17 protein-coding genes are annotated in these 20,319 nt (G+C 32.2%); 7 read left to right on the forward strand and 10 right to left on the reverse strand.

Features of this window, described 5'->3' with window-relative positions; translation table 11 throughout:
* The first annotated feature begins 60 nt into the window (after window positions 1-60).
* Window positions 61-576 (forward strand): MarR family winged helix-turn-helix transcriptional regulator, encoded by a 516-nt coding sequence (locus BR77_RS09610; protein WP_010054829.1) that lies wholly within the window; start codon window positions 61-63, stop codon window positions 574-576.
* Window positions 557-1,957 (forward strand): MDR family MFS transporter, encoded by a 1,401-nt coding sequence (locus tag BR77_RS09615; protein ID WP_010054828.1) that lies wholly within the window; start codon window positions 557-559, stop codon window positions 1,955-1,957. Before BR77_RS09610 ends, BR77_RS09615 begins: the two co-directional genes overlap by 20 nt.
* A gap of 213 nt (window positions 1,958-2,170) precedes the next feature.
* Here the strand turns inward: BR77_RS09615 and BR77_RS09620 are convergent, their stop codons facing one another.
* The 8 genes from BR77_RS09620 to BR77_RS19095 all read right to left on the reverse strand — a co-directional run bounded on the left by BR77_RS09620 (window position 2,171) and on the right by BR77_RS19095 (window position 9,910).
* Window positions 2,171-2,743, reverse strand: coding sequence for a LysM peptidoglycan-binding domain-containing protein (locus BR77_RS09620; RefSeq protein ID WP_035064738.1), 573 nt, complete (start codon window positions 2,741-2,743; stop codon window positions 2,171-2,173).
* Between the two features lie 36 nt (window positions 2,744-2,779).
* Window positions 2,780-3,010: a hypothetical protein gene (locus BR77_RS09625; protein ID WP_010054826.1), complete on the reverse strand. Its 231-nt coding sequence runs from the start codon at window positions 3,008-3,010 to the stop codon at window positions 2,780-2,782.
* A 41-nt stretch (window positions 3,011-3,051) separates the two neighbouring features.
* Window positions 3,052-4,485: a helix-turn-helix domain-containing protein gene (locus BR77_RS09630; RefSeq protein ID WP_015075334.1), complete on the reverse strand. Its 1,434-nt coding sequence runs from the start codon at window positions 4,483-4,485 to the stop codon at window positions 3,052-3,054.
* Window positions 4,486-4,678: 193 nt separating this feature from the next.
* On the reverse strand, window positions 4,679-6,418 hold the full coding sequence (locus BR77_RS09635; RefSeq protein WP_035064741.1) for a coiled-coil domain-containing protein: 1,740 nt from the start codon (window positions 6,416-6,418) through the stop codon (window positions 4,679-4,681).
* Between the two features lie 243 nt (window positions 6,419-6,661).
* Window positions 6,662-7,714: a coiled-coil domain-containing protein gene (locus tag BR77_RS09640; protein WP_035064744.1), complete on the reverse strand. Its 1,053-nt coding sequence runs from the start codon at window positions 7,712-7,714 to the stop codon at window positions 6,662-6,664.
* 321 nt (window positions 7,715-8,035) lie between these two features.
* Window positions 8,036-8,266 carry a hypothetical protein gene (locus BR77_RS09645; RefSeq protein ID WP_010054819.1) on the reverse strand — a complete coding sequence of 77 codons (231 nt, stop codon included), beginning with the start codon at window positions 8,264-8,266 and terminating at the stop codon, window positions 8,036-8,038.
* Between the two features lie 53 nt (window positions 8,267-8,319).
* On the reverse strand, window positions 8,320-9,012 hold the full coding sequence (locus tag BR77_RS09650) for a Crp/Fnr family transcriptional regulator (protein WP_010054818.1): 693 nt from the start codon (window positions 9,010-9,012) through the stop codon (window positions 8,320-8,322).
* Between the two features lie 736 nt (window positions 9,013-9,748).
* Window positions 9,749-9,910: a hypothetical protein gene (locus BR77_RS19095; protein WP_015075330.1), complete on the reverse strand. Its 162-nt coding sequence runs from the start codon at window positions 9,908-9,910 to the stop codon at window positions 9,749-9,751.
* Between the two features lie 405 nt (window positions 9,911-10,315).
* On the opposite strand from BR77_RS19095, the gene thrC reads away from it, so the two are divergent.
* Together thrC and BR77_RS09665 are read left to right on the forward strand one after the other, a co-directional pair.
* Window positions 10,316-11,809, forward strand: a complete 1,494-nt coding sequence (gene thrC, locus BR77_RS09660; protein WP_015075329.1) for a threonine synthase — start codon at window positions 10,316-10,318, stop codon at window positions 11,807-11,809.
* A 100-nt stretch (window positions 11,810-11,909) separates the two neighbouring features.
* Window positions 11,910-13,445, forward strand: a complete 1,536-nt coding sequence (locus BR77_RS09665; protein ID WP_010054815.1) for an AcpB/EbpR/MafR family transcriptional regulator — start codon at window positions 11,910-11,912, stop codon at window positions 13,443-13,445.
* Window positions 13,446-13,474: 29 nt separating this feature from the next.
* Here the strand turns inward: BR77_RS09665 and BR77_RS09670 are convergent, their stop codons facing one another.
* Together BR77_RS09670 and BR77_RS09675 are read right to left on the reverse strand one after the other, a co-directional pair.
* Complete coding sequence (locus BR77_RS09670) at window positions 13,475-15,802, reverse strand: cation-translocating P-type ATPase (RefSeq protein WP_035064753.1); 2,328 nt, start codon at window positions 15,800-15,802, stop codon at window positions 13,475-13,477.
* Between the two features lie 136 nt (window positions 15,803-15,938).
* Complete coding sequence (locus tag BR77_RS09675) at window positions 15,939-16,835, reverse strand: LysR family transcriptional regulator (RefSeq protein ID WP_015075327.1); 897 nt, start codon at window positions 16,833-16,835, stop codon at window positions 15,939-15,941.
* Between the two features lie 113 nt (window positions 16,836-16,948).
* On the opposite strand from BR77_RS09675, the gene BR77_RS09680 reads away from it, so the two are divergent.
* The 3 genes from BR77_RS09680 to BR77_RS09690 all read left to right on the forward strand — a co-directional run bounded on the left by BR77_RS09680 (window position 16,949) and on the right by BR77_RS09690 (window position 20,315).
* On the forward strand, window positions 16,949-17,554 hold the full coding sequence (locus BR77_RS09680; RefSeq protein WP_015075326.1) for a histidine phosphatase family protein: 606 nt from the start codon (window positions 16,949-16,951) through the stop codon (window positions 17,552-17,554).
* A gap of 429 nt (window positions 17,555-17,983) precedes the next feature.
* Window positions 17,984-18,568, forward strand: a complete 585-nt coding sequence (locus BR77_RS09685; protein ID WP_015075325.1) for a lytic polysaccharide monooxygenase — start codon at window positions 17,984-17,986, stop codon at window positions 18,566-18,568.
* A 715-nt stretch (window positions 18,569-19,283) separates the two neighbouring features.
* Window positions 19,284-20,315 (forward strand): ParM/StbA family protein, encoded by a 1,032-nt coding sequence (locus BR77_RS09690; protein ID WP_257613356.1) that lies wholly within the window; start codon window positions 19,284-19,286, stop codon window positions 20,313-20,315.
* Window positions 20,316-20,319: the final 4 nt, after the last annotated feature.

The following is a 20,319-nucleotide window of genomic DNA, read 5'->3' on the forward strand; positions in this document are numbered from 1 at the left end:
AAGCTAGCGTATTATATACCTATGTATTATTAATCCAATAACAGAAAGTGAGAAAGAATAATGAAGTTATCTGATATTAGTCAAATCAATATGAAAACAAAACGCCTGAATCGTTTGCATAAAAAACATGCCGACCAAGCATTAGCTAGTTTAGGAATCCATATTGGACAGTCACTTATTTTAGAGGTCCTTTTAGCTAAAGAAGCCTGTACTCAAAAAGAAATTGCGGCTTATTTACAAATTTCTACCTCATCTATTACCAATCCGATTAAACGCTTAGAGGAAAAGAACTTGATTCAAAAAAAGCAATCTTCTACTGACCTACGTTACAATTCTATCACCTTAACAGCAGATGGAATGGCTACAGCTAAAACCATTATTACAACTATTGAGGACATTGATCAGACTATGACTTCTGATTTTGATCCAACTGAAATTAAGCTACTTAATAAACTAATGGATCGTATGATTCATAATTTAGAGCCTGACTTCCCTGTAACAGAATTAAAAAAAGACGAGTATAGCAATATGTATAAAAATTATTTGGAGGTAAACAATGAACACAGAAACAACTAAATTAGAAAAAAAAGTTTTATTAGCTATTGTCTCAATTGCGATGTTAACTTTCATGGGTATCGTTTCAGAAACAGCTTTAAATGTCGCATTTCCAATCTTAATGAAAGAATTTAATGTTGTTGGAGCTACCATTCAATGGCTAACAACTGGATATTTACTGATTGTTGCCATTTTAGTTCCTATTTCCCCAATGCTAGTCAAACGTTTCCCAACAAAAAGGCTCTTTCAAACAGCTGCTTGTATTTTTACAATTGGAACTATTTTTTGTGGTCTTGCCACAAGCTTCCCGTTACTTTTAGTTGGACGTTTAATCCAAGCTACTGGCACAGGAATTTCATTACCCCTAATGTTCAATATTATTCTAGCCTTAGTACCAATGAACAAACGTGGTGTCGTAATGGGGATGGCCGGTTTAGTGACAAGTTTCGCTCCCGCTCTAGGTCCAACATATGGCGGAATCATTGTAACTACGTTTGGTTGGCAATGGATTTTTATTTTGTTATTACCAATTGCAATAGTCGCTATTACTTTAGGTAGTTTCAACATTACAACTATTAACGAATTGAAAAAAATACCTTTTGATTTTATTTCTATTGGATTATCAGCCTTAGCCTTTTCAGGCATCATCTACGGATTTAGCACAGCTGGTGAAATCGGTTGGCAAGCTCCTGTCGTCATTGGATCTTTGGCTACTGGATTCGTCTCTCTAGTTATTTTCAGTTGGCGCCAATTAACTATTGAAAAACCTTTGGTTGATTTAAAAGTTTTTAAATTTCCAATGTTTGTTGTCGGATTATCAAATGTTTTCTTAGTAATGATGATCATCTTATCTTGCTCTTTCTTACTTCCAATCTACACTGAAAGTGTTTTTGGAGTAAATGCAACAACTGCAGGTATGATGATGTTGCCAGCCTCCGTTTTAAGTGCTATTATGGCTCCTATTGCTGGTAGAATATTAGATATTAACGGTCCAAAAAAGCTAATCACTATCGGAACGTTTATTTCATTAATGGCCATTACTGGATTTTTATTTTTCACGTCGAATCTAGTCCCATTAACTGTCATATTGTTACACATGCTTTTACTTTTAGGAGCATCCTTAACGTTCATTCCATCTCAAACAAATGGCTTAAATCAACTTCCTGAAAAAATGAGTTCTGATGGTACAGCCACTATTAGTACACTGCAACAAGTCGCTGGAGCTGTTGGTACTTCATTAGTTGCAGGTATTGTTACTACGAGCCAAATTAAAATAAATAACCCTTCTAACACATTATCTAAAGCCGAGTTGACAACTGCAGGCGTTCATAATAGTTTTATTCTTTTATTTATCTTAGCTGGGATTGGATTCACTCTTTCTTTTTTCATTAAGAAAAAATAGGTCTTACACTAAAAACGAGTTGCCACTAACTATCTGGCAGCTCGTTTTTTGATACACATTCAATGTTTTGCTAAAAGTAATGGACTCCCTAATTTTTTGCGTAGCATAACTAAATAAAAGTACTGACAAAATTAGCATTCCTACTATACAGATAAAAAGTAGGATTTTTTCATGTACTCATCCCTTCTTAACTTGAAAATCAGGTACAATAATTTAATTTTTCACTAGTAACATTTGACCAACCTGTATAACATCTGAAGTTAAGTTGTTTAACGTTTTGATTTCTTCTAACGTCAAATTATTATTTTTAGCAATCCGCCATAAGCCCTCGCCTTCTTCCACAGTATGGTACTCCGGTACTGATTTTATGGGAACTGGATTCATTTCATTAGTATCTTGCGTAGTTTCTATCGGAACTTCTTGATCTTCCTTTGTAGTCTCCTCCTCGGGAATGGCTGCTTCGTTTGCAGCAAGATCTTCTTGATTTATTGAAGAGCTTGACTGTCGACTTTTATAAATCGCTGGACTTTTCATCGCATCCCTGGAATTCATTGAACTTGTGTCAACATAATTTTCTTCTTTTTCTATGCTAACACTATCTTTTTCTATGCCATATTCAACATCAATTTCAGTTCCTCCTGAATACCACATGATTGTTGCAATTGGTAAGATAATTAATAACAATAAAAAAATACACAAAGACATCAAAACAGGCGAAATATTTTTTTTAGTTTTTGATTTTTCAATGCGGAATTTTTTTCTTGAAACTACTTTTTTCTTACTCATAGATTATCCTCCTATATTTAAAGTTGCAGTCTTTCTCTATAAATACGAACTGAAGTCATCATTTTCATCAAAATAATCTTCTACTTTACTTTTTTCTTTGACTCTCTTTGGTTTCGAATGAACTTCTTTTTTGCGAACATTCTTTTTCTCCAAAGTCATTTTTTTAAAGTTATTAAATTGATACCTTAGCCTTAAAAGGTCTACTAAAATGACTAACTCAATAATAATAATGACAATCATAATAAAATATAGTAACTTTAACTCCACTAACTTATCTCCCTTCTACTAATTCCACTTCCCTCTAAGATTTACGCTAATAGTTTTTGAAGCTCTTTTTGAATGTTTTCCAGTTCTTTAAGAGAAGGATTTTTTGAAATAATGAACGTTTTATAGGCTGGTAATACAGGTATTTTCTGATCGACTATTACAAAATCTGTTGTTTTTCCCCAATTTTCAACTACTGTAATTTGCTCAGCTAATTCAGTTGTAAGTAATTGTTTAGCCAAATACTGATCCCAATGTCGGCCTTTTTTTGTACCAATATAGATTTTTTTACTTCTTTTCAAAAAATCTGTATGTTCTAATACTAAATCGACAATTACATCAATCGTAATCCCATGGTGAATCAATTGTTTTTTAAAAGGTGCGTTCTCATACCAAGATTGAACCTTATAAGTCACACTTTTAACCCTGCCACTTGCTTCTCTTTTTTCTGGATTTTGATATAGACTTTCAACTACTTTCGAAAAGTATACGTGTTGATATATTTTTTGATACAATCGAAATTCCATTACTGTTTGTTCGGATTCGCTAAAATTGCTGCCTACGCATTGATTAAAATGGGTTAACCACTCTGCTGGCTTCGACTCATTTTTGTATAAACTTTCAAATATTTTTTGATTAAAATAACCCGATAAGTTGTCCTTTTGATTTAATTGCATAATTGTCAAGAAATAAAACAACAACCAATTACGCTCAATTTTCTTTTGTTTTTTTGTCACTTCTAGTCCTTCAGTAAAACAGTCAAAATTGTCTACTATTTCTTCAAACATACTATTCTTTAAAGATGAAGGCCTTAATTTAATTGGATACTCTTCCATTCTTAATCGACTAATTGTAAAATAATAAATGACACTGATTTGTTCAGAAAAAGTTAATTTTGAGTAGAGATACTCAGAGTTTATTTGAATACTTTTTAAATATTTTTCCGATTTTTTTATTTCTTTTTGAAATTTCATCTTTCGATTTCCGTAAAGAACGTTGTAAAGACTAGCATAATAACAACGTATACTATGTTCCTTACCGGGTATATTTTTATTCTTTCCAACTGTAATTTTAAAATCTGAAGAAAAATAAAGATTTAATTTTTGGATTTTACGGTATAAAGTTGAATAACTATAAAAATGAGTCGTAGAATATTCAACTAAATTTTTTACTTTCCCTTCAAATATCCGATCTAATAGTATAATTTCAACTGAATTCTTATAATAATCGTGGTAAATATCATCCAATGAAAACTCATCAAAAAAGATAGCTTTGACATTTTTCTTAGAATATTGAATGTGGAAATTCATATTTCTTTTGTTGGATAAATTTTCAATAATAGCAACTAATAATCGGCGGTTCGTTTCCCCTAAAGTATCCATGCACCAAACGATAGACAACGACTCACCATTATATAAGTACAGAAGAGCTAATAACTCCAATGCTAACTGATCCTGCTTTTTTAATAATTTTTGCATTTTACTCCTCCTCTTAGATAAAAAATCCCCTTAATATCTATTTATGAAAAAATCAAGTCGTTGTTCAAACGTTTGTCTTTTATCTCACTCAAATTCCATTAAATTAATAAAATGACACATAAAGACAATTAGTCAGTTGTAAACAAATGCAGTAGGTTGACTCCGAGGTAAATAACTTTCTAGACAGTTAAAATTATTCTTCTATTTTATTCGTTAGATTTTTATGTGAAACTTGCTTTTTATTTAAAACAGACTCCGAAAACCAACGCTCTAAACTGCGGTTTTCTCGTTCAATTAAATCAAAATAAGTTGATTTTTCCTTTAAAGCATCATAATCTTTTGTCAGTAATACTGCTTTTGGACGTATAAATGGCCATTTTCTAATAATTACTCGTTCGTTAATCGTACGACACTCATCCATAATTACAAATAGTTCAACCTCTTTAGCCGTTTGTTTAATCTGAATAATCTCTTCTTTTTCATAACGTAATTCGCTATCTGTAATTGTCAGTTTTTCTTTTCGAACAACCAACTCTTGGTTCACTCTCCAAGTATGTTCTAAATACTTAACTTTGCTATACAATGCATCGTATTCCTCTAGTGCAATCTTTATTTTTCTATTTTTAACGTACTCGCCATTACGTTTAGCTTCTTTTTCAACTTTTATATCCTCTAATAAATAGCTTTCAGCACGAGCTAATTTTTCTTCTAAATCGCGAATCATTAATTCTTTCTTCTGTTGACTTATTTCTAATTGCTCCTTCTCGTCACGTGTAAGCAATAACTTAGCTTTAAATTTCTCAATAGTTGTTGTTTCGACTAGCTTAATTCGTTCTTCAATACTTTTCTCTTTTTCATGAACTTCATTAAGAATTTGTTCATACTCTTTACGATATCCATCGACAGATTTTTTCGCCTGCACTAATCCCTGTATTTCTTCCAAAACTTCTGTAGCTTTATTTAATTGACTTTGGCTATGACTTTTTAATTCAGCATAATATTCCTGGCTTTCTTTAACAATTTCCTCACTTTGATTTGTTAGTAATTGAAGTCTTTCTTTAACTGATTCTTGCTCCTCTGTCACGGCTAGTGTTTGTTCTCGTAAATAGTTCACTTGTTTAACCGCTTCATCCATCCGCTTTTTTTGAATAGTTATATCTTGTTCTTCTATTTTAATCTGCTCTTGTAATAGTTGGATAAATTGCGTAACTTCAGATAAATTTTGCTGAAGTTCGACAGCCTTTGGCTCAAATGCTTGATATACTTTATCCAATTTATTTTTCTTCGTTTTAATTTCAGTAATCTCTAGATCCATTAATTCTGCGTTTACATCGATTGGGAATTCTTCACTATATTCTGCATCGTCAACCATTTTTAATTTTTCAATTTCTTTTTCCATCTGTAACGTTAGAATAATTGGAAGACCACTTTCCTCAATTCGAATTTGTTCTATTTCTTCCCATTTTTTTACTCGTTCCTCTTCATTCATAGTTCCTGTAATGTTTTGATCGATTAAAGCTTTATCCATACCTATTTGTAAAGGAAAGCCTTCGTTACTTTTATACACTGGAAGAAAATTGAAAACGAGGTGTTCTATTCCCTCTTGTGTTTGGTGAAAAAATTGGTACAAAAGCATTTGTTTGTTGGCTCGCTCAAATTCTTTACCAAAAACTTCCCAGCTAATAGAGTCACGTTCAACCGAAATATCTGATAATTCAATCACAAGTTGACGTGTTAAAGAATAACGAGGAAGAGTATTCAATATATTTTCAATATGTTTTTCTTCATAGTTTCTTTTTTCTAAATAACTCAGTTGAGTAAATGCGCGAAAAAAAACTTCTTCAATCGATTCATTTTTATAGACAGCGAAAAAAGCAGATTTACGCTCCATCTTTATACTTTCTTTTGGATAGTATATAGTTTGACTTTTCATCTTATCCCTCACTTTGCCATTACTTTCAATACTTTGTCTTGCGCAGTTTATTAAAAAAACCAAAGAAAATAATTCGTTCTTTGGTTTCTCTACTTATATTCTAATTCTTTAAATACTATTACTCCGAATCGCTATGCTTTAAAATACTACCCTTTAATTGATTTATTTTTTAGCTTTGACATAGTAATTCCACTACGTTAAGTAATAGACTTTAATCAGCACTTTTTTCGGCTCTATTATTTCTTAAAGTTGAGTCGTATCTGCTGCTGTTACTGATGTTAAACGCTCTTTTAATTGAGTAAATAAAATTTCTGATTCCATTTGGATTCTATCAACTTGATTCACTAAAACTTTAGCTTCTCTATTATGTTGTTGCAATTCTAATTTGGTTTTATTATGAATTCTTGCAGCCTCTACATGGGCTTGATCCAACATTTGTTTTGATTGGATTTTTGCTTCAATCATGACATCAGCAATTTCGCTTTTCGAACCTTCCATAGAGGAACGCAATTGTTCATTCTCCAACACCAACTTTTGAATTCGTTCTTTAGCTTGTATTAATTGATTTTCAAATTCTTTTCCGCGATAATGAGTTGTTTGCTCATCAAACAGTTGGTTTGTTAATTGTTCATTCTCATGTTGTTTTTGGCTCAATTCTGTTTTCCATTCAGCTAATTCGCTTCTTAAGTGTTTAATTTGAATCTCATATTCTTCTTCTTTGACCATTTTTTCTTCCTTTAACTGTGTAACTAGTGCTGTTAGTTCTTTATTTTTACTTACTTCCTGACTAGTTCCAAGGACTTCTTCTGTTAAATTTTGAACTCTTTTTTCTAATTGTGTATTCAAAGTAGTCAATTGAGATAACTGCTCTTTTGACTGTGCTAAATGTTTTTCAAGTAGTGGAGCTTCTGCCTTTTTCGCTGTACGCTCTTCTTCTAGCTGAACTTTTAATTGTTCGATTATTTGATTGCTTTCCAATATTTTACTACGGTAGTCAATTACTTTTTTTTCTAAAGTTTGATAATGCTGTGGCAGTGCTTTTTCCTGACCTAATTGTGATTCTAGTTGATCTTTTTGGCTAGATATTTCTCGTAATGCTTTGACACAATCCATTAATTTTGCTTTCACAGTTGCATTTTCTTTAGTTAATAATTCTATTTTTTCTTCCAATTCTTCATAATCGTCTTCATACTCATCGTCGTATTCTTCGTCATAGTCGTCATATTCGTCGTACTCATCCTCTTTTTTCAAAATTTTAGGAATCCATCCTGCTGATTTTTCTTTTCTTTTTTCCATTGTATCACTACCCCTTTTGACTATCTTTAGTCCTAATTTATATATCAACAATTTTAGAGAATGGATTTAACACATCTACGATTTATTTTAAAACTCCTGTAAGAGATATTTTCCCACCCCCACCAAGTATCTCGATAGACACGTTTAGCAATAGTTATTCTCACTGTTCTCAAAAAACAGTATATGTTGCGCTTCATATTCCGTTGGTAATGGATTAACCAAGCTAATTTATTAACTAATTTTTTTGGGTTTTATTCTAATAAATCTATATAGTAAAAATTCTCATCTTGTCTATCCAATCACTTCTTTTGTATCTACACTTTATTTTAAAGACAGTGCTCCACACCATGCCTCAATTCTTTCAACCTTATCTATCTGTCTAAATCTTTTTAAGACTGCTTTTTCAATAATTTCTTTTGTGAATTTTTCTGGAAAAATAAGTATTTTCTCAATATGTCTACCATCTAATGTACTGAAATTAACGGCATAAACGCATACATCATTCCAATTTCCGTCTGTTTGCATGATTAAATTACCCTTTCGTTGCTTCATTCTTTAAAATTATCCACCAAATTACGCTTGCCTTCTCATATTCTTTATAAACACTAAGCGTGTAATTTTTCCAATAAAACTTGATTTAATTTTTCTTCGTTAATAATAGTAATTGGTTTGCGTTCAATTGTTCCAACTTCTTCAAGGTAGGAAAAAGCCTCTGAAACACGAGATTTAGATGAATGAATATATTTTGTAATGAATGTTTGATTGATATAAAGAGGAAGTTTTTTTCGCTTGGAACTATCTGCTTTCAAATCCAAAACACGAGCTAAGTTAAGTAGCGCATTAGAGACTCTAACGACTGGTGTCTCATTCATAAGTTGATAGCTTTGTGTCACTGAAAAATAGCGCTTAGTCACGTCCTCAAGAATATAGTGATACAGCTTAGGGTTTATATACATATGATCCAAAAAAAACTGGCTATTGATTTCTAAGTAAACAACGTCTGTCATAGCTCTAGCTTGATAACTAATCCCTCGAGGGTATGGGTGCGTCTCTAAGATGCTTTCTGTACCAAATAATTGATTATTGGAAACTAAGTCATAGTAACAGTTTTTCCCAAAACTATTACTGACTTCAACTAATACTTGTCCACTAATGACAATATATAGGTTATTTTCTGGTGTATTGAATGGATTTTTTTGATCAATGATAATTTCATTTTTTTTCACTTGTTTTTTTGCATAATGCTCTTTAAAATTCCCGCTGACATACAAAGAATAATCTAAAATATTACTGGACATTAATTCCCCACCTTTCACGACTCATTAGTTTATAAAATTAATGATATCGAAATACGAGGATGCTCTGAATTTTTTTTTAAGAGTTAATAACTTGTATAATTGAAATCCTCTCTTAAACCACTATAGTTGTATCAAAAAAATTAATAATTCTCTAAAGATACTTTTTTCGGAAAAATAACGAAAGATACTTAAAATTTAGCACCCTGGACTTTCAAAGTAATCTATTATTAAAATTATAAATAACGACACATTTAATTTAATTTTTTTTTTAATTTTTAGAGGCTTTCTTTAGCTATGTATTGAAAATTATGAAAAATAGTCATCACTACTTACTATTTTTTCAAAAAAATTGAACTTTGACACAAATAACTTTCAAAAATTTGACATGCTAAAAATAAAAATTAGCAGTTTTTATGATAATGGCTCGATTAATTGTAGGATTCCATTAATTTAAAGCAAAAAGAAGAAGTATTATGTGCTTCTTCTTTTTCAACATATACTTATTAAGAGCTAATTACTTTCCCAAGCTTCCTCTTCTCCAGTAAAATATATATCATGGGCACAATTCAAATAAAACTTTGTACTATAGTAAAAATGATGCGCTGCAGACTCGAATAAATCTATCGCATAATCTATTATTTGAGCATTACTAACTTCTAACATCCCCTTAAGTTTAAGCTCGCGAATGAAAACCAATAGAGATTGATAATATCTTGTATGCATCCTATTCTTTTCATTAAAACTGGTTCCCATTGAAAAACGAAGTTCTGCGTATATTATCAATATAATTTGGATTCGATTCTCTTAAACGACACTCTGCTAGCAAATAATACTCAATAAACTCTTTACGATCATGACTAAAAAAATCTGTTATCATCTGAAAACTACTTTTATTCATGCTCTTTCCTCCCTAGCTTAAACTTAAAAGTTAAGATCACCATAACATAACGATAATATTTTTATTCAGATTTATTTATCTTAATTCAAAGAAATTGTTAACAATAGGTATTATACAAATCGAATTATTTTAATTTAATATGAACAATATTTTGTTATACAGGCTAATTAAAAAGACATTGTTAATTTTTCATACTAAATTCTTTCAAAGTCTGTTAGAATATAAGGAAATCATTTATTTTGAGTTAAACTACAACACACACTTTTAACAATAAATTAGGTAGTTGAATAAAGCTACATGCACATTACTTGTAGTTAAGGGGAAACAATTTTGCCTAGTTGATAACTATATATTGTTAATTGCTGGATGCCGTTATTTGCTTATAAAAAGTCAGGGGGAAAAAAATTGAGTTTAAACTATAGAAGTACACGAGATGCAGAAAATGTGGTGACAGCCTCACAAGCAATTCTACAAGGCTTGGCTGTTGACGGAGGATTATATGTTCCGACTGAACTACCAACACTAAATCTTGATTTCCAAGACTTAGCTACTAAAAGCTACCAAGAGGTCGCTTTTATTGTCTTAAAAGCTTTTCTAACCGATTTCACAGATGAAGAGTTAATGAGCTGTATTAACGGCGCCTATGATGCTAAATTTGATGATTCTGCAATTGCGCCTTTAAAAAAAGTTGGGGATACCCATTATTTAGAATTATCTCATGGAGCAACTTTAGCCTTTAAAGATATTGCACTCTCTATCTTGCCATATTTTATGACAGTTGCTGCCAAAAAAAATAATGTTGATCGAGAAATAGTCATTTTAACAGCAACATCTGGCGACACAGGAAAAGCTGCTATGGCAGGTTTTTCTGATGTTCCAGGAACTAAAATAATTGTTTTTTATCCAAAATCTGGAGTTAGTCCAATCCAAGAAAAACAGATGGTCACACAAAAAGGCGACAACACGTTTGTTGTTGGAATTAAAGGGAATTTTGATGATGCTCAAACAAATGTAAAAAATATTTTTAATAATTCCGAATTGAAAGCACAATTAGCTGAAAATGGCTATCAATTTTCTTCAGCGAACTCAATTAATATTGGTCGCTTAGTACCTCAAATTGTTTATTATGTGTATTCATATGCTCAACTTATTAAGCGCCAAGAAATTAAACTTGGTGATAAAATTAATTTTGTTGTTCCAACTGGAAATTTTGGCAATATTTTAGCTGGTTACTACGCTAAACAAATTGGAGTTCCTATCAACAAATTGATTTGTGCTTCTAACGAAAATAACGTTTTAACTGATTTCTTTACGACGGGAATTTACAATCGTAATAGACCTTTCCATGTGACTACTTCTCCATCAATGGATATTTTAATTTCAAGTAATCTTGAACGCTTAATTTATCATATTGCTGGAAACGAAACACTGGAAACCAAGAATCGTATGTCTGATTTGGCAACATCTGGCGAGTATACAATTACTGATTCCATGCGCGAGCAACTTAGCGAATTTTATGGAGCAGAAGCTTCTGAACATGAAGTTAAAGAAACTATTGCAGCTATTTTTTCAGAACACGATTATTTAATTGATACTCACACTGGGGTAGCTACTGTGGCTTATCAAAAATATTTAGCCCAAGAAAAAGATTCTACACCCACTGTAATTGTTTCAACTGCCAGTCCATATAAATTTCCACAACATGTTATGGCTGCATTTAAGGAAATTTCATCAGAAACTAGTGATTTTAGTACTGTACAACAACTTAATACAATTTCAAAAGTTCCAATTCCAGCTTCTGTTACAGAGTTATTCACGGCTCCAATCTTACATGATACAGTAATTGAATCAGCAGATATGGAAGAAACTGTGAAAGCGATCTTACATTTAAAAGACTAGGTAAAATAGACTTCTTTTCAACTACTAGTGCTTACTGTTAGTCAAGTTGATTAAAAGAAGTCTATTTTTTTACGTTTATTATGAAAGGAGATACCAATTTATGGAAGAGTTATTAAGTAGCTCAGAACAACGAGAACTTAAAATAATCCATTTGCTTTACCAAGAGGAAAAATTATGGACAGTTGAACAACTAGCAAACTACCTACAATGTTCTATCGATACTTGTTATCGTTATATAGATCGAATCAAGCAAATCTTTTATGATCACGGCAATGAATTTGAATTAATTAGCAAAAAAACAAAAGGTGTTTTACTCAAAAAGACTGAACATGCTTCTCTATCAAAATACGAAAGCATCTACATAGAAGAAACAATCGATTTCAAATTATTATCAGAACTTTTTCACTCAACCTATTTAACTACTGAAAAACTTGCTGATCATTTATTTATCTCCAAAAGTACCTTATATCGAAAACTTAAAAAAATTGCGATTTTATTAAGAAAAAATGGTATCCACCTAAATATTAGTACATTGCAATTAACCGGAAATGAAGTTTGGATTCGCGAATTTTTTTATTTAGTCTATTGGTCAACTAGCGACAGCGGCTTTTGGCCATTTGAGAGCGTTCCAAAACATGTGCTCACTCATCGAGTTGAAAATATAATTAGCAGTCAAAATAGTTACTTTTCAACTATTGAAAAATTAAAATTGACTTATCGGATGGCAATCAGCTTTATTAGAGTTCAACAAAAAAATTTTATTACTCATTCGATTGGAGATAGTTTTATTGATCCATTTAAAGAAGAATATTTTGAATTTATCACACTTAATTTAATGAAAACAGTTCCCAGCAACTATCAAAAAAATGAAAAAGACTACTTATCCCTTATTTTTTGTACTTATCCTTACCTTGATAAATCGGATTTAAATTTCTGTGGTATTGTTAGTTGGCATTCAATCAATAACACCATTCCTTACCAACTAACTGATAAATTATTATCTTCACTTTCTACTATTTATCCAACTCAAAATTTATTAACGAATAAAAAATTATTTTACCAACTCTTATGTATTTCGATTTATGCTACTTATTTCCAAGCTTCCTTTTCTAAAACCAGTGAATTTTTAAAATTATCAACCCTGCTAAAACAGACACACACTTGCTTTTATTTAAATACCAAACATGCTTTAGCAACTATTTGTCAAGAAGAGCCATTTAAAAGAATCCTACTTCAGCCTAATTTTTATATTCATAGCACAATCATTTTACTTAGTAGTTATGTAGATGTCCTTGGTTATTGTAACGAGATCCATGTTCGCTTGATTAGCTCCCATGATCGAATTAGTGAGTCGCTGCTAAGAAATGAATTGTTACGCCATTTTCCAGAAAAAATATCCATTACAACAAGTGCTGAATTTAACCATCAAACAGCTGCTCTACACTATGATCTAATCATTACTGATTTGCTCAGCTCTGTTTCAGTAGATGATTTTAGCTCACAATATTACTTTTGGAGCTATCCTCCAATGAAAAGGGATTGGGAAAACATTGCTACGATTATTACAACTATAGACCAAAAGAAGCACGCCAATCATTTCCACGAGAGTCTAATATTAAAAGAAGCACCTATTTAAGAAAAAACTCTTAAATAGGTGCTTTATTTTTAATTTAATTGTGGCACTACTTTACGTTTTTTAACTAATTCAACAATTATACGAATAATTGCTGAAATTGTAATCATGATTAAAAATAAAGGCAGTGTATTACTTGTCAATGTGTCAATGTGCAACAACGATTGGAATAAAAAGGCTGCTACATAAACTCCTACTGTTGTCGTTACCGCCAAGAAAATACGCAATGGGTTAAACGGCATACATGCGCGAATAACTGCTAGTAAACTAACTCCTACTAATAGATAATACATGACTGTTGTCGTTTCTATAGCACTTAGATTAGCTGATTGACTATATAAATAAACAACGACAATATTTAGGATTACTAACAAAGCATTTGGTAACGCATTGGTTAGAACTGTTTTCAAAAAGCCCTTACGAACTTTTGTTTTATCTCCCTCAAATGAAAGGAAGAAAGATGGATATCCTTCAATGGCTAAATCGATTAACGTAATTTGAATTGGAATAAATGGGAAAGCTAGATTTGTTACAATACAAATCAACGCTAATAAGAAAGAATAAATAGTTTTAATGAAGAAAATACTGGCAACTTTAGTAAGATTATTAACTACACGACGTCCTTCAAATAAAACATCTGGTAAACTTGTGAAATCTGAATCTAATAAGACTAAGTTTGCAATTTGACGTGTCGCGCTATCTCCCTCTGCCATTGCAATACTACAATCGGCTTCACGTAAAGCCAATACATCATTGACTCCGTCACCAGTCATAGCTACTACATGTCCATCATCTTTTAAAGCTTTAACTAAGATTTTCTTTTGTTGCGGAGATACTCGTCCAAAGACTGAGTAACGGCTAGCACTTTCACGTACCTCATCATCATTAAAGCCTTTTGATAAATCAATATAATTTGCATAGTCTTCTAAACCTGCACGTCTTGCGATATTTGAAACTGTCACGGGATTATCACCAGAGATAACCTTTAAGTCAACACCTTCTGCTTTTAAATAAGCTAATGTTTCATTGGCTTTAGGACGAATAGGATCATCAATTTCAAAAACAGCTAGTGGCTCTAGTTCTGGAAGAATAGCATCTACCATTTTTTGATTTTTAGCCACTGCCAACATTAATACTCGGTAGCCTTGTTCTTGTGCTCCTAAGACCTCAGTAGGCAGGTTTTCTGCATTCACAAGTCGCTCTGGTGCACCTAGTACAACAGTTCCGATATTTTCTAAATACATGGCTCCCCATTTACGTTCTGATGAAAAAGCTAAAATATCAGTAGCTGTATATTGGTTATTTTCTTGATAATAATCACGAATGGCTTGCATCGTAATGTTATTGTCTTGGCTTGCTGCTAAATAACTTCCCATAATTGTTTCAAAGTCTGTCACGGTCACATCATTTAACATTTCTACTTTTTGGACTTTCATTTTACCTTCTGTAATCGTTCCAGTTTTATCTAAACAAAGTGTATCTACATGAGCTAACACTTCAACAGAATACATATCTTGCACTAAAATACGTTTATTCGCTAATTTAGTTACGGCTGTAGCTAACGAAATACTGATTAAGAGTACTAAACCTTTTGGTAACATTCCTAATAAAGCAGCTGCCGATGAAACAACAGCAACTTGAGTCGAATCACTACGCATAAAAAAGGCTTCAAAGAAAAGAACGAATCCTAATGGAATAATCACGAAACTAGTAAACTTAGCAACTTTTGCAACAGAGTTCATTAATTCTGATTGGAGTGGCTTATGCACTTTGGCCTCTTCTGCAATCCGTGTTGCATAGTTATCTTTTCCAACATGAATGACTTGAGCGTAACATTGCCCGCTTGACAGAAAACTACCAGAAAGAAGTTCATCTGACGCAGTTTTTTCAATCAATTCTGACTCACCAGTTAACAAAGCTTCATTTACTTCTGCACGTCCTTGAACAACTTTCATATCAGAAGGAACTTGTTCACCAGCTGCCAATAAAACGATATCATCCATAACTAGCTCCGTAGCAGCTATTTCTACTTTTTTTCCTGAACGAATAACCGTTACTCGACTTTCTGAAATAATCGCCAACTTAGCAACTAAATTTCGTGCGTGAATTTCTTGATAAATACCAATTAAAATATTAACTAAAATAATAACTAGGAAAACCATGTTACTAAATGCTCCGACTGCGGCCAAACAAACACCAATAGCCAGATTCAAAAAGTTGAAAAGGGTCCAAACATTATCTTTAATAATCATTTTAGTTGATTTAGCAACATTTTCTTGATAGTCATTTTGTTGTCCATTATTCTGACGCTCTTTCACTTCATTTACTGAAAGACCTAGTATTTCTTCAGATTGTTTCATTGTGATTTATTTCCTCCTAATCTCTTGATACGATCGATAGATTTAGACATAACTTCTAAAGTATACCAAAAAAAACTTAAATATTCTTTTAGTTTTGATAAGTTTTTTTACTAATCTGCCAAATTGAATTGAAAAGCTAGTCATTTGGGAGCTTTTCAATTAAAAAATCTAAAAATAATTGCTCCATTCCGTTTAATTTATCTTTTTTACGCGTACATAAATAGAGTGCCCTTTTTTTGGTTGGTTCTTCAGTATAAATACGTGCTAGCTCACCATTTTTAATTTGCTTAGCAACAACGAGTCCTGAACAAAAATGAATCCCATACCCTAATGCTGCCGCAGTTACGGCTTCATGAACACCATTATAATGAAGCGTAGGTATTGGCTCGTCTACCCCAGCTTCTTCAAAGAGGCTCGCTAACTCGGTCCTCGTATAACTTCCTGCTTCTCGACCAATAAAAGATTCCTTCGCCAATTCCACTAATGAAATAGTTTTATTTGCGTATTTGTGTTCTGGCGCAACAACAAAGTAAAACTCGTCTATTCCAATTTTTCTCAATTCGACAAACTCTGCATACTTTTCGCCTTCTTCGCCAATAAAGGCAAAATCCACTTGGTTACTTACTAATTTTCCAACTGCATCTGCAGTATTTAACATGTCGACTTGAATAACAGCAGCCTTATATTGGTTTTTAAATTCAGCTAACCATTGCGGTACCAAATAATTTATCGTGACATAATTTCCTGAAAGTTTGATTAAAGATTGCTCATCCAAAGTAAATGCTTGTATTCGATTTTCGATTGTTTTTTCAATCGCAAATAATTTTTGGGCTTCTTGGTAGACTTCTTGACCGATTGATGTCAATTGGATCCCTCGACCATCTGGAATAAGTAACATTACATTTTCTTCTTCCTGAAATTTTTTAATCTGTGCAGTAACAGCCGGCTGACTAATAGCTAATTTCTTGGCAGCTTGTGTGACACTTTTTTGTTTAGCCACTTCATAAAACAGACGCAACCCATGTAAGTTCATTCGTTCACCTCTCATAAATAAAAGTTATCAATCAATCTTTAATTTGTATTATACAGAGCTTGCGATTCATTGTACATTAGATAAGCAAGGAATACTTAAAAAGGAGCTATAAAATGACAACTACGACTTTATATTTTGTACGTCATGGACAGACTGAATGGAATCTTGATGAGCGTATGCAAGGCCATTTAAACTCAGATTTAACTGCCCACGGCATTCAACAGACGTTAAACTTAGCTAAAGGACTAGCAGATATGGGACTGACTCACTGTTACACCAGTGATAGCCCACGAACCCAACAAACAACTGATCTTCTGACTTCAGAATTAAATCTTCCCATCAAAGCAGAAGTAGGTTTAAGAGAAATCAATATGGGACTATGGGAAGGGGAAAATAAAACGACCATTCAATCTCGTTACCCTGAAAGTTGGACTAATTTTTGGCATCACCCTCATCTTTATCAGCCTAATGGAAATGGTGAGACATTTGCTGATTTGCAAACTCGATCTGTACACGCTTTAAACGAGATTATCCATCAGCATCCAGGTGCAACGATCTTAATTGTTTCCCATCGAATTACAATCAAAGTCATGCTTGCCTATTTATTAAATCAGCCACTTGCTGAATTATGGAAAACTGGAGATATTGCTCCAACTAGCCTTAACTGTGTGGAGATAACAGCTGATCAAGCTATATTAGTGTCAGCTGGTGAAGTTTAAGTAGAGTTTATGAGCAAGAAACTCATTTTAATGGGTCCATTCACAAAATATAAAGAAACGGTAATGACAACAAGCTATACGTTATTGCATTTCTTTTTATATTTCTTGTTTACTAGACTAAAATTAACAATATTTTGAGATTCACATTATTTATATCCGATTTAATTCAGTTGCTAATTTATTTCATTTCTAAATAAATAGTCATCTATAAACTAAAAATATCGAAACAAGTCCTAGCCATAGACCTTTTAAAACGTACTAATAGCTTCTTCTTTAGTGCTATAATAAATCATTCACAATATCTTTTTGATAATATTCTTAAAACACACGAGTTATCATTTCGTTATAACGTTATATCATGTTACACTTACATCGTAGCGTAAGTAAGCGCTATAAAAAACAAAAAAAGAAGAGGAGTGTTATGTCGTTATGAAGAAAAGATTCTTTAAAGCTATTTTAGTTGTTGGTTTGTTAGTCGGAGGGTTAACTGCTTTTGCTACTCCAAGTTTTGCTCATGGGTATATTTCTTCTCCCGGTAGTAGAGCATTTTTAGGTAGTTCAGCTGGTGGGAATTTAAACACCAATGTAGGGCAAGCTCAATGGGAACCTCAAAGTATCGAAGCTCCAAAAAACACATTTATTCCAGGTAAACTAGCTAGTGCTGGCTTGGCAGGTTTTGCTCCATTAGATCAACAAAGTCCAACTCGTTGGTATAAAACAGCGATTTCTAAAGGAAATTTAGATTTAACTTGGACACTTACTGCTAATCATAAAACTGCAACTTGGGATTACTATATGACTAAACAAGGCTGGAATCAAAGCCAACCTCTAGATATTAAAAATTTCGACAAAATTGGATCCGTTAATGATAATGGAACTGTTCCGCCAAAAACGCTTAAACACACAGTTTCAATTCCAAATGACAGAACTGGCTACCATGTCATTTACGCTGTCTGGAATGTCTATGATACAACAAATGCATTTTATCAAGCAATTGATGTAAATGTAAACTAACTAAACTATCAGGCTGAGACAATACGTTCTCAGCTTTTTTTCGTTTGCTAGATTCTTAACACCACCATAATTAACTATCTGATTTTTCAGAAATTTTTCAATTTTAAATTCTATTAATTTTTATTTTTATAATACATCCTTTTACCTTCTAAAAAATTGCTTTACAGCACCTTATTGGGTTCCTATTTTTTATCGCTGATTTTTCTCCAAAAAAGTTCTTTTAACCTGAATAAAAAAACAAGTAAATTTATATAATTTTCTGTATTATTAATTTTTTTCGTTTAAAAATTAACGGTATAAACCTTTTGGGTACAATAATTAAAAATTTTCATTTTTAGTCAAAAAAAAGACATATTTGAAAAAGATGATATGTAATGCTAAAAACAAAGGCTTTTAAGCTGTTATTTTGTCTTTGTTTTTTTTTATTCCTTTATAATGGCAAAAATGAACACTTATAATTCGCTTTTTTCTACATAAACCCATTGACTTCAAGTAATTAAAATGCGACCATTAAGTATAAGGGCAAATTTTCCTTACAATAGTAAAAATAGAGAATCCATGCTATTATATTTATTATAAAATCTAAATAAAAGAGGGAGATTAATATGAAAATAGTTGTAGTTGATCCGGGAAAAAATGAAGTAAAGAGTTTTTGTTTTTCAAATAACGGAACCTTAGAATTGGTCAATTCTTTCCCATCAAAACGGAAGAAATTATTGAAGAACGCTTTTTAGAAGAAGATAGTTCGCTACGTCAATACCGTCTTGAATTAAATGGCCACTATTACATGGTCGGTGAAGGTGTTGATACTACTTATAACACTGAATTGACTAAAAATACGTTACACCACAAATTATGTATTTACGCAACTATCGCTGATTTTGTGACCGAGCCTGACGAAGAAATTTTGTTAGTGTTGGGTTATCCATCAACGGATTTCCAAAATAATTTTCGTAGAGAAGATTACCAACGCCTAATTTATGGCGATAAAGATGGTTTCATTGAATTTGTACAAAACGGGGAGCCAGTTTCATTCCAACTTGCGAATGTGATTGTGTTGCCTGAAGGTCAAGCAATGTTACCAAGAATGACTGAAGTTGATGACTACTACTCACTTTATGTTTTAGACATCGGCGGACAAAATGTGAACTTCCGTGAATTTGACAATAAAGGAAATGCTAAAAATGCTTTTTCTATTGACGTTGCTGGTGTTAACTTCTTAGAGCGCGCTCTTGAAGCTGAATTAAGAAGAGCAATCGAAAATCCAAACGTCAACTTCCGTGGAATTGACTACAATCAAGCTATTTTAGAAGGAAAAATTACGGATATTGGAGCAATTGAAGGATTTTCAGATTCAACTAGCTTCATTACTCATGTTGTACAAAATTTTGTTAAAAAAGAAATTATGGATGAACTTTCAGTACGCGGCTACAATATCAATGCTCGTGGACAACACATCATTTTCACTGGTGGCGGAAGCTTACTGTTACAACCATATATTGAAGACTTGTTAAAAGGTAATAAAACAAATCTAATTTTCTCAAAATCGGCTAAATGGGACAACTGTTTATCTTATACAATAAAAGCATTTCAAGATCAATTTACCTCAAATGAACAATTCACAGGTTTCATCAAACCAATTTATAGTGAGTTAATGAGAAATAACTTTGCAGACTTTTACAAAGGTGTGAATCAAGGAGCTTCTCAAGAACAAGACGATACAATGGACTTCAATCGTATCCTGTAAACTA

Origin of the sequence: Carnobacterium maltaromaticum DSM 20342, assembly GCF_000744945.1 — a bacterium.
In the GTDB taxonomy this organism is placed as follows: Bacteria; Bacillota; Bacilli; order Lactobacillales; family Carnobacteriaceae; genus Carnobacterium; species Carnobacterium maltaromaticum.

Coding starts and splice junctions, on each gene's coding strand:
- BR77_RS09610 (WP_010054829.1), top strand. CDS start 61: ATGAAGTTATCTGATATTAGTCAAATCAATATGAAAACAAAACGCCTG.
- BR77_RS09615 (WP_010054828.1), top strand. CDS start 557: ATGAACACAGAAACAACTAAATTAGAAAAAAAAGTTTTATTAGCTATT.
- BR77_RS09620 (WP_035064738.1), bottom strand. CDS start 2,743: ATGAGTAAGAAAAAAGTAGTTTCAAGAAAAAAATTCCGCATTGAAAAA.
- BR77_RS09630 (WP_015075334.1), bottom strand. CDS start 4,485: ATGCAAAAATTATTAAAAAAGCAGGATCAGTTAGCATTGGAGTTATTA.
- BR77_RS09635 (WP_035064741.1), bottom strand. CDS start 6,418: ATGAAAAGTCAAACTATATACTATCCAAAAGAAAGTATAAAGATGGAG.
- BR77_RS09640 (WP_035064744.1), bottom strand. CDS start 7,714: ATGGAAAAAAGAAAAGAAAAATCAGCAGGATGGATTCCTAAAATTTTG.
- BR77_RS09645 (WP_010054819.1), bottom strand. CDS start 8,266: ATGAAGCAACGAAAGGGTAATTTAATCATGCAAACAGACGGAAATTGG.
- BR77_RS09650 (WP_010054818.1), bottom strand. CDS start 9,012: ATGTCCAGTAATATTTTAGATTATTCTTTGTATGTCAGCGGGAATTTT.
- BR77_RS19095 (WP_015075330.1), bottom strand. CDS start 9,910: ATGAATAAAAGTAGTTTTCAGATGATAACAGATTTTTTTAGTCATGAT.
- BR77_RS09665 (WP_010054815.1), top strand. CDS start 11,910: ATGGAAGAGTTATTAAGTAGCTCAGAACAACGAGAACTTAAAATAATC.
- BR77_RS09670 (WP_035064753.1), bottom strand. CDS start 15,802: ATGAAACAATCTGAAGAAATACTAGGTCTTTCAGTAAATGAAGTGAAA.
- BR77_RS09675 (WP_015075327.1), bottom strand. CDS start 16,835: ATGAACTTACATGGGTTGCGTCTGTTTTATGAAGTGGCTAAACAAAAA.
- BR77_RS09680 (WP_015075326.1), top strand. CDS start 16,949: ATGACAACTACGACTTTATATTTTGTACGTCATGGACAGACTGAATGG.
- BR77_RS09685 (WP_015075325.1), top strand. CDS start 17,984: ATGAAGAAAAGATTCTTTAAAGCTATTTTAGTTGTTGGTTTGTTAGTC.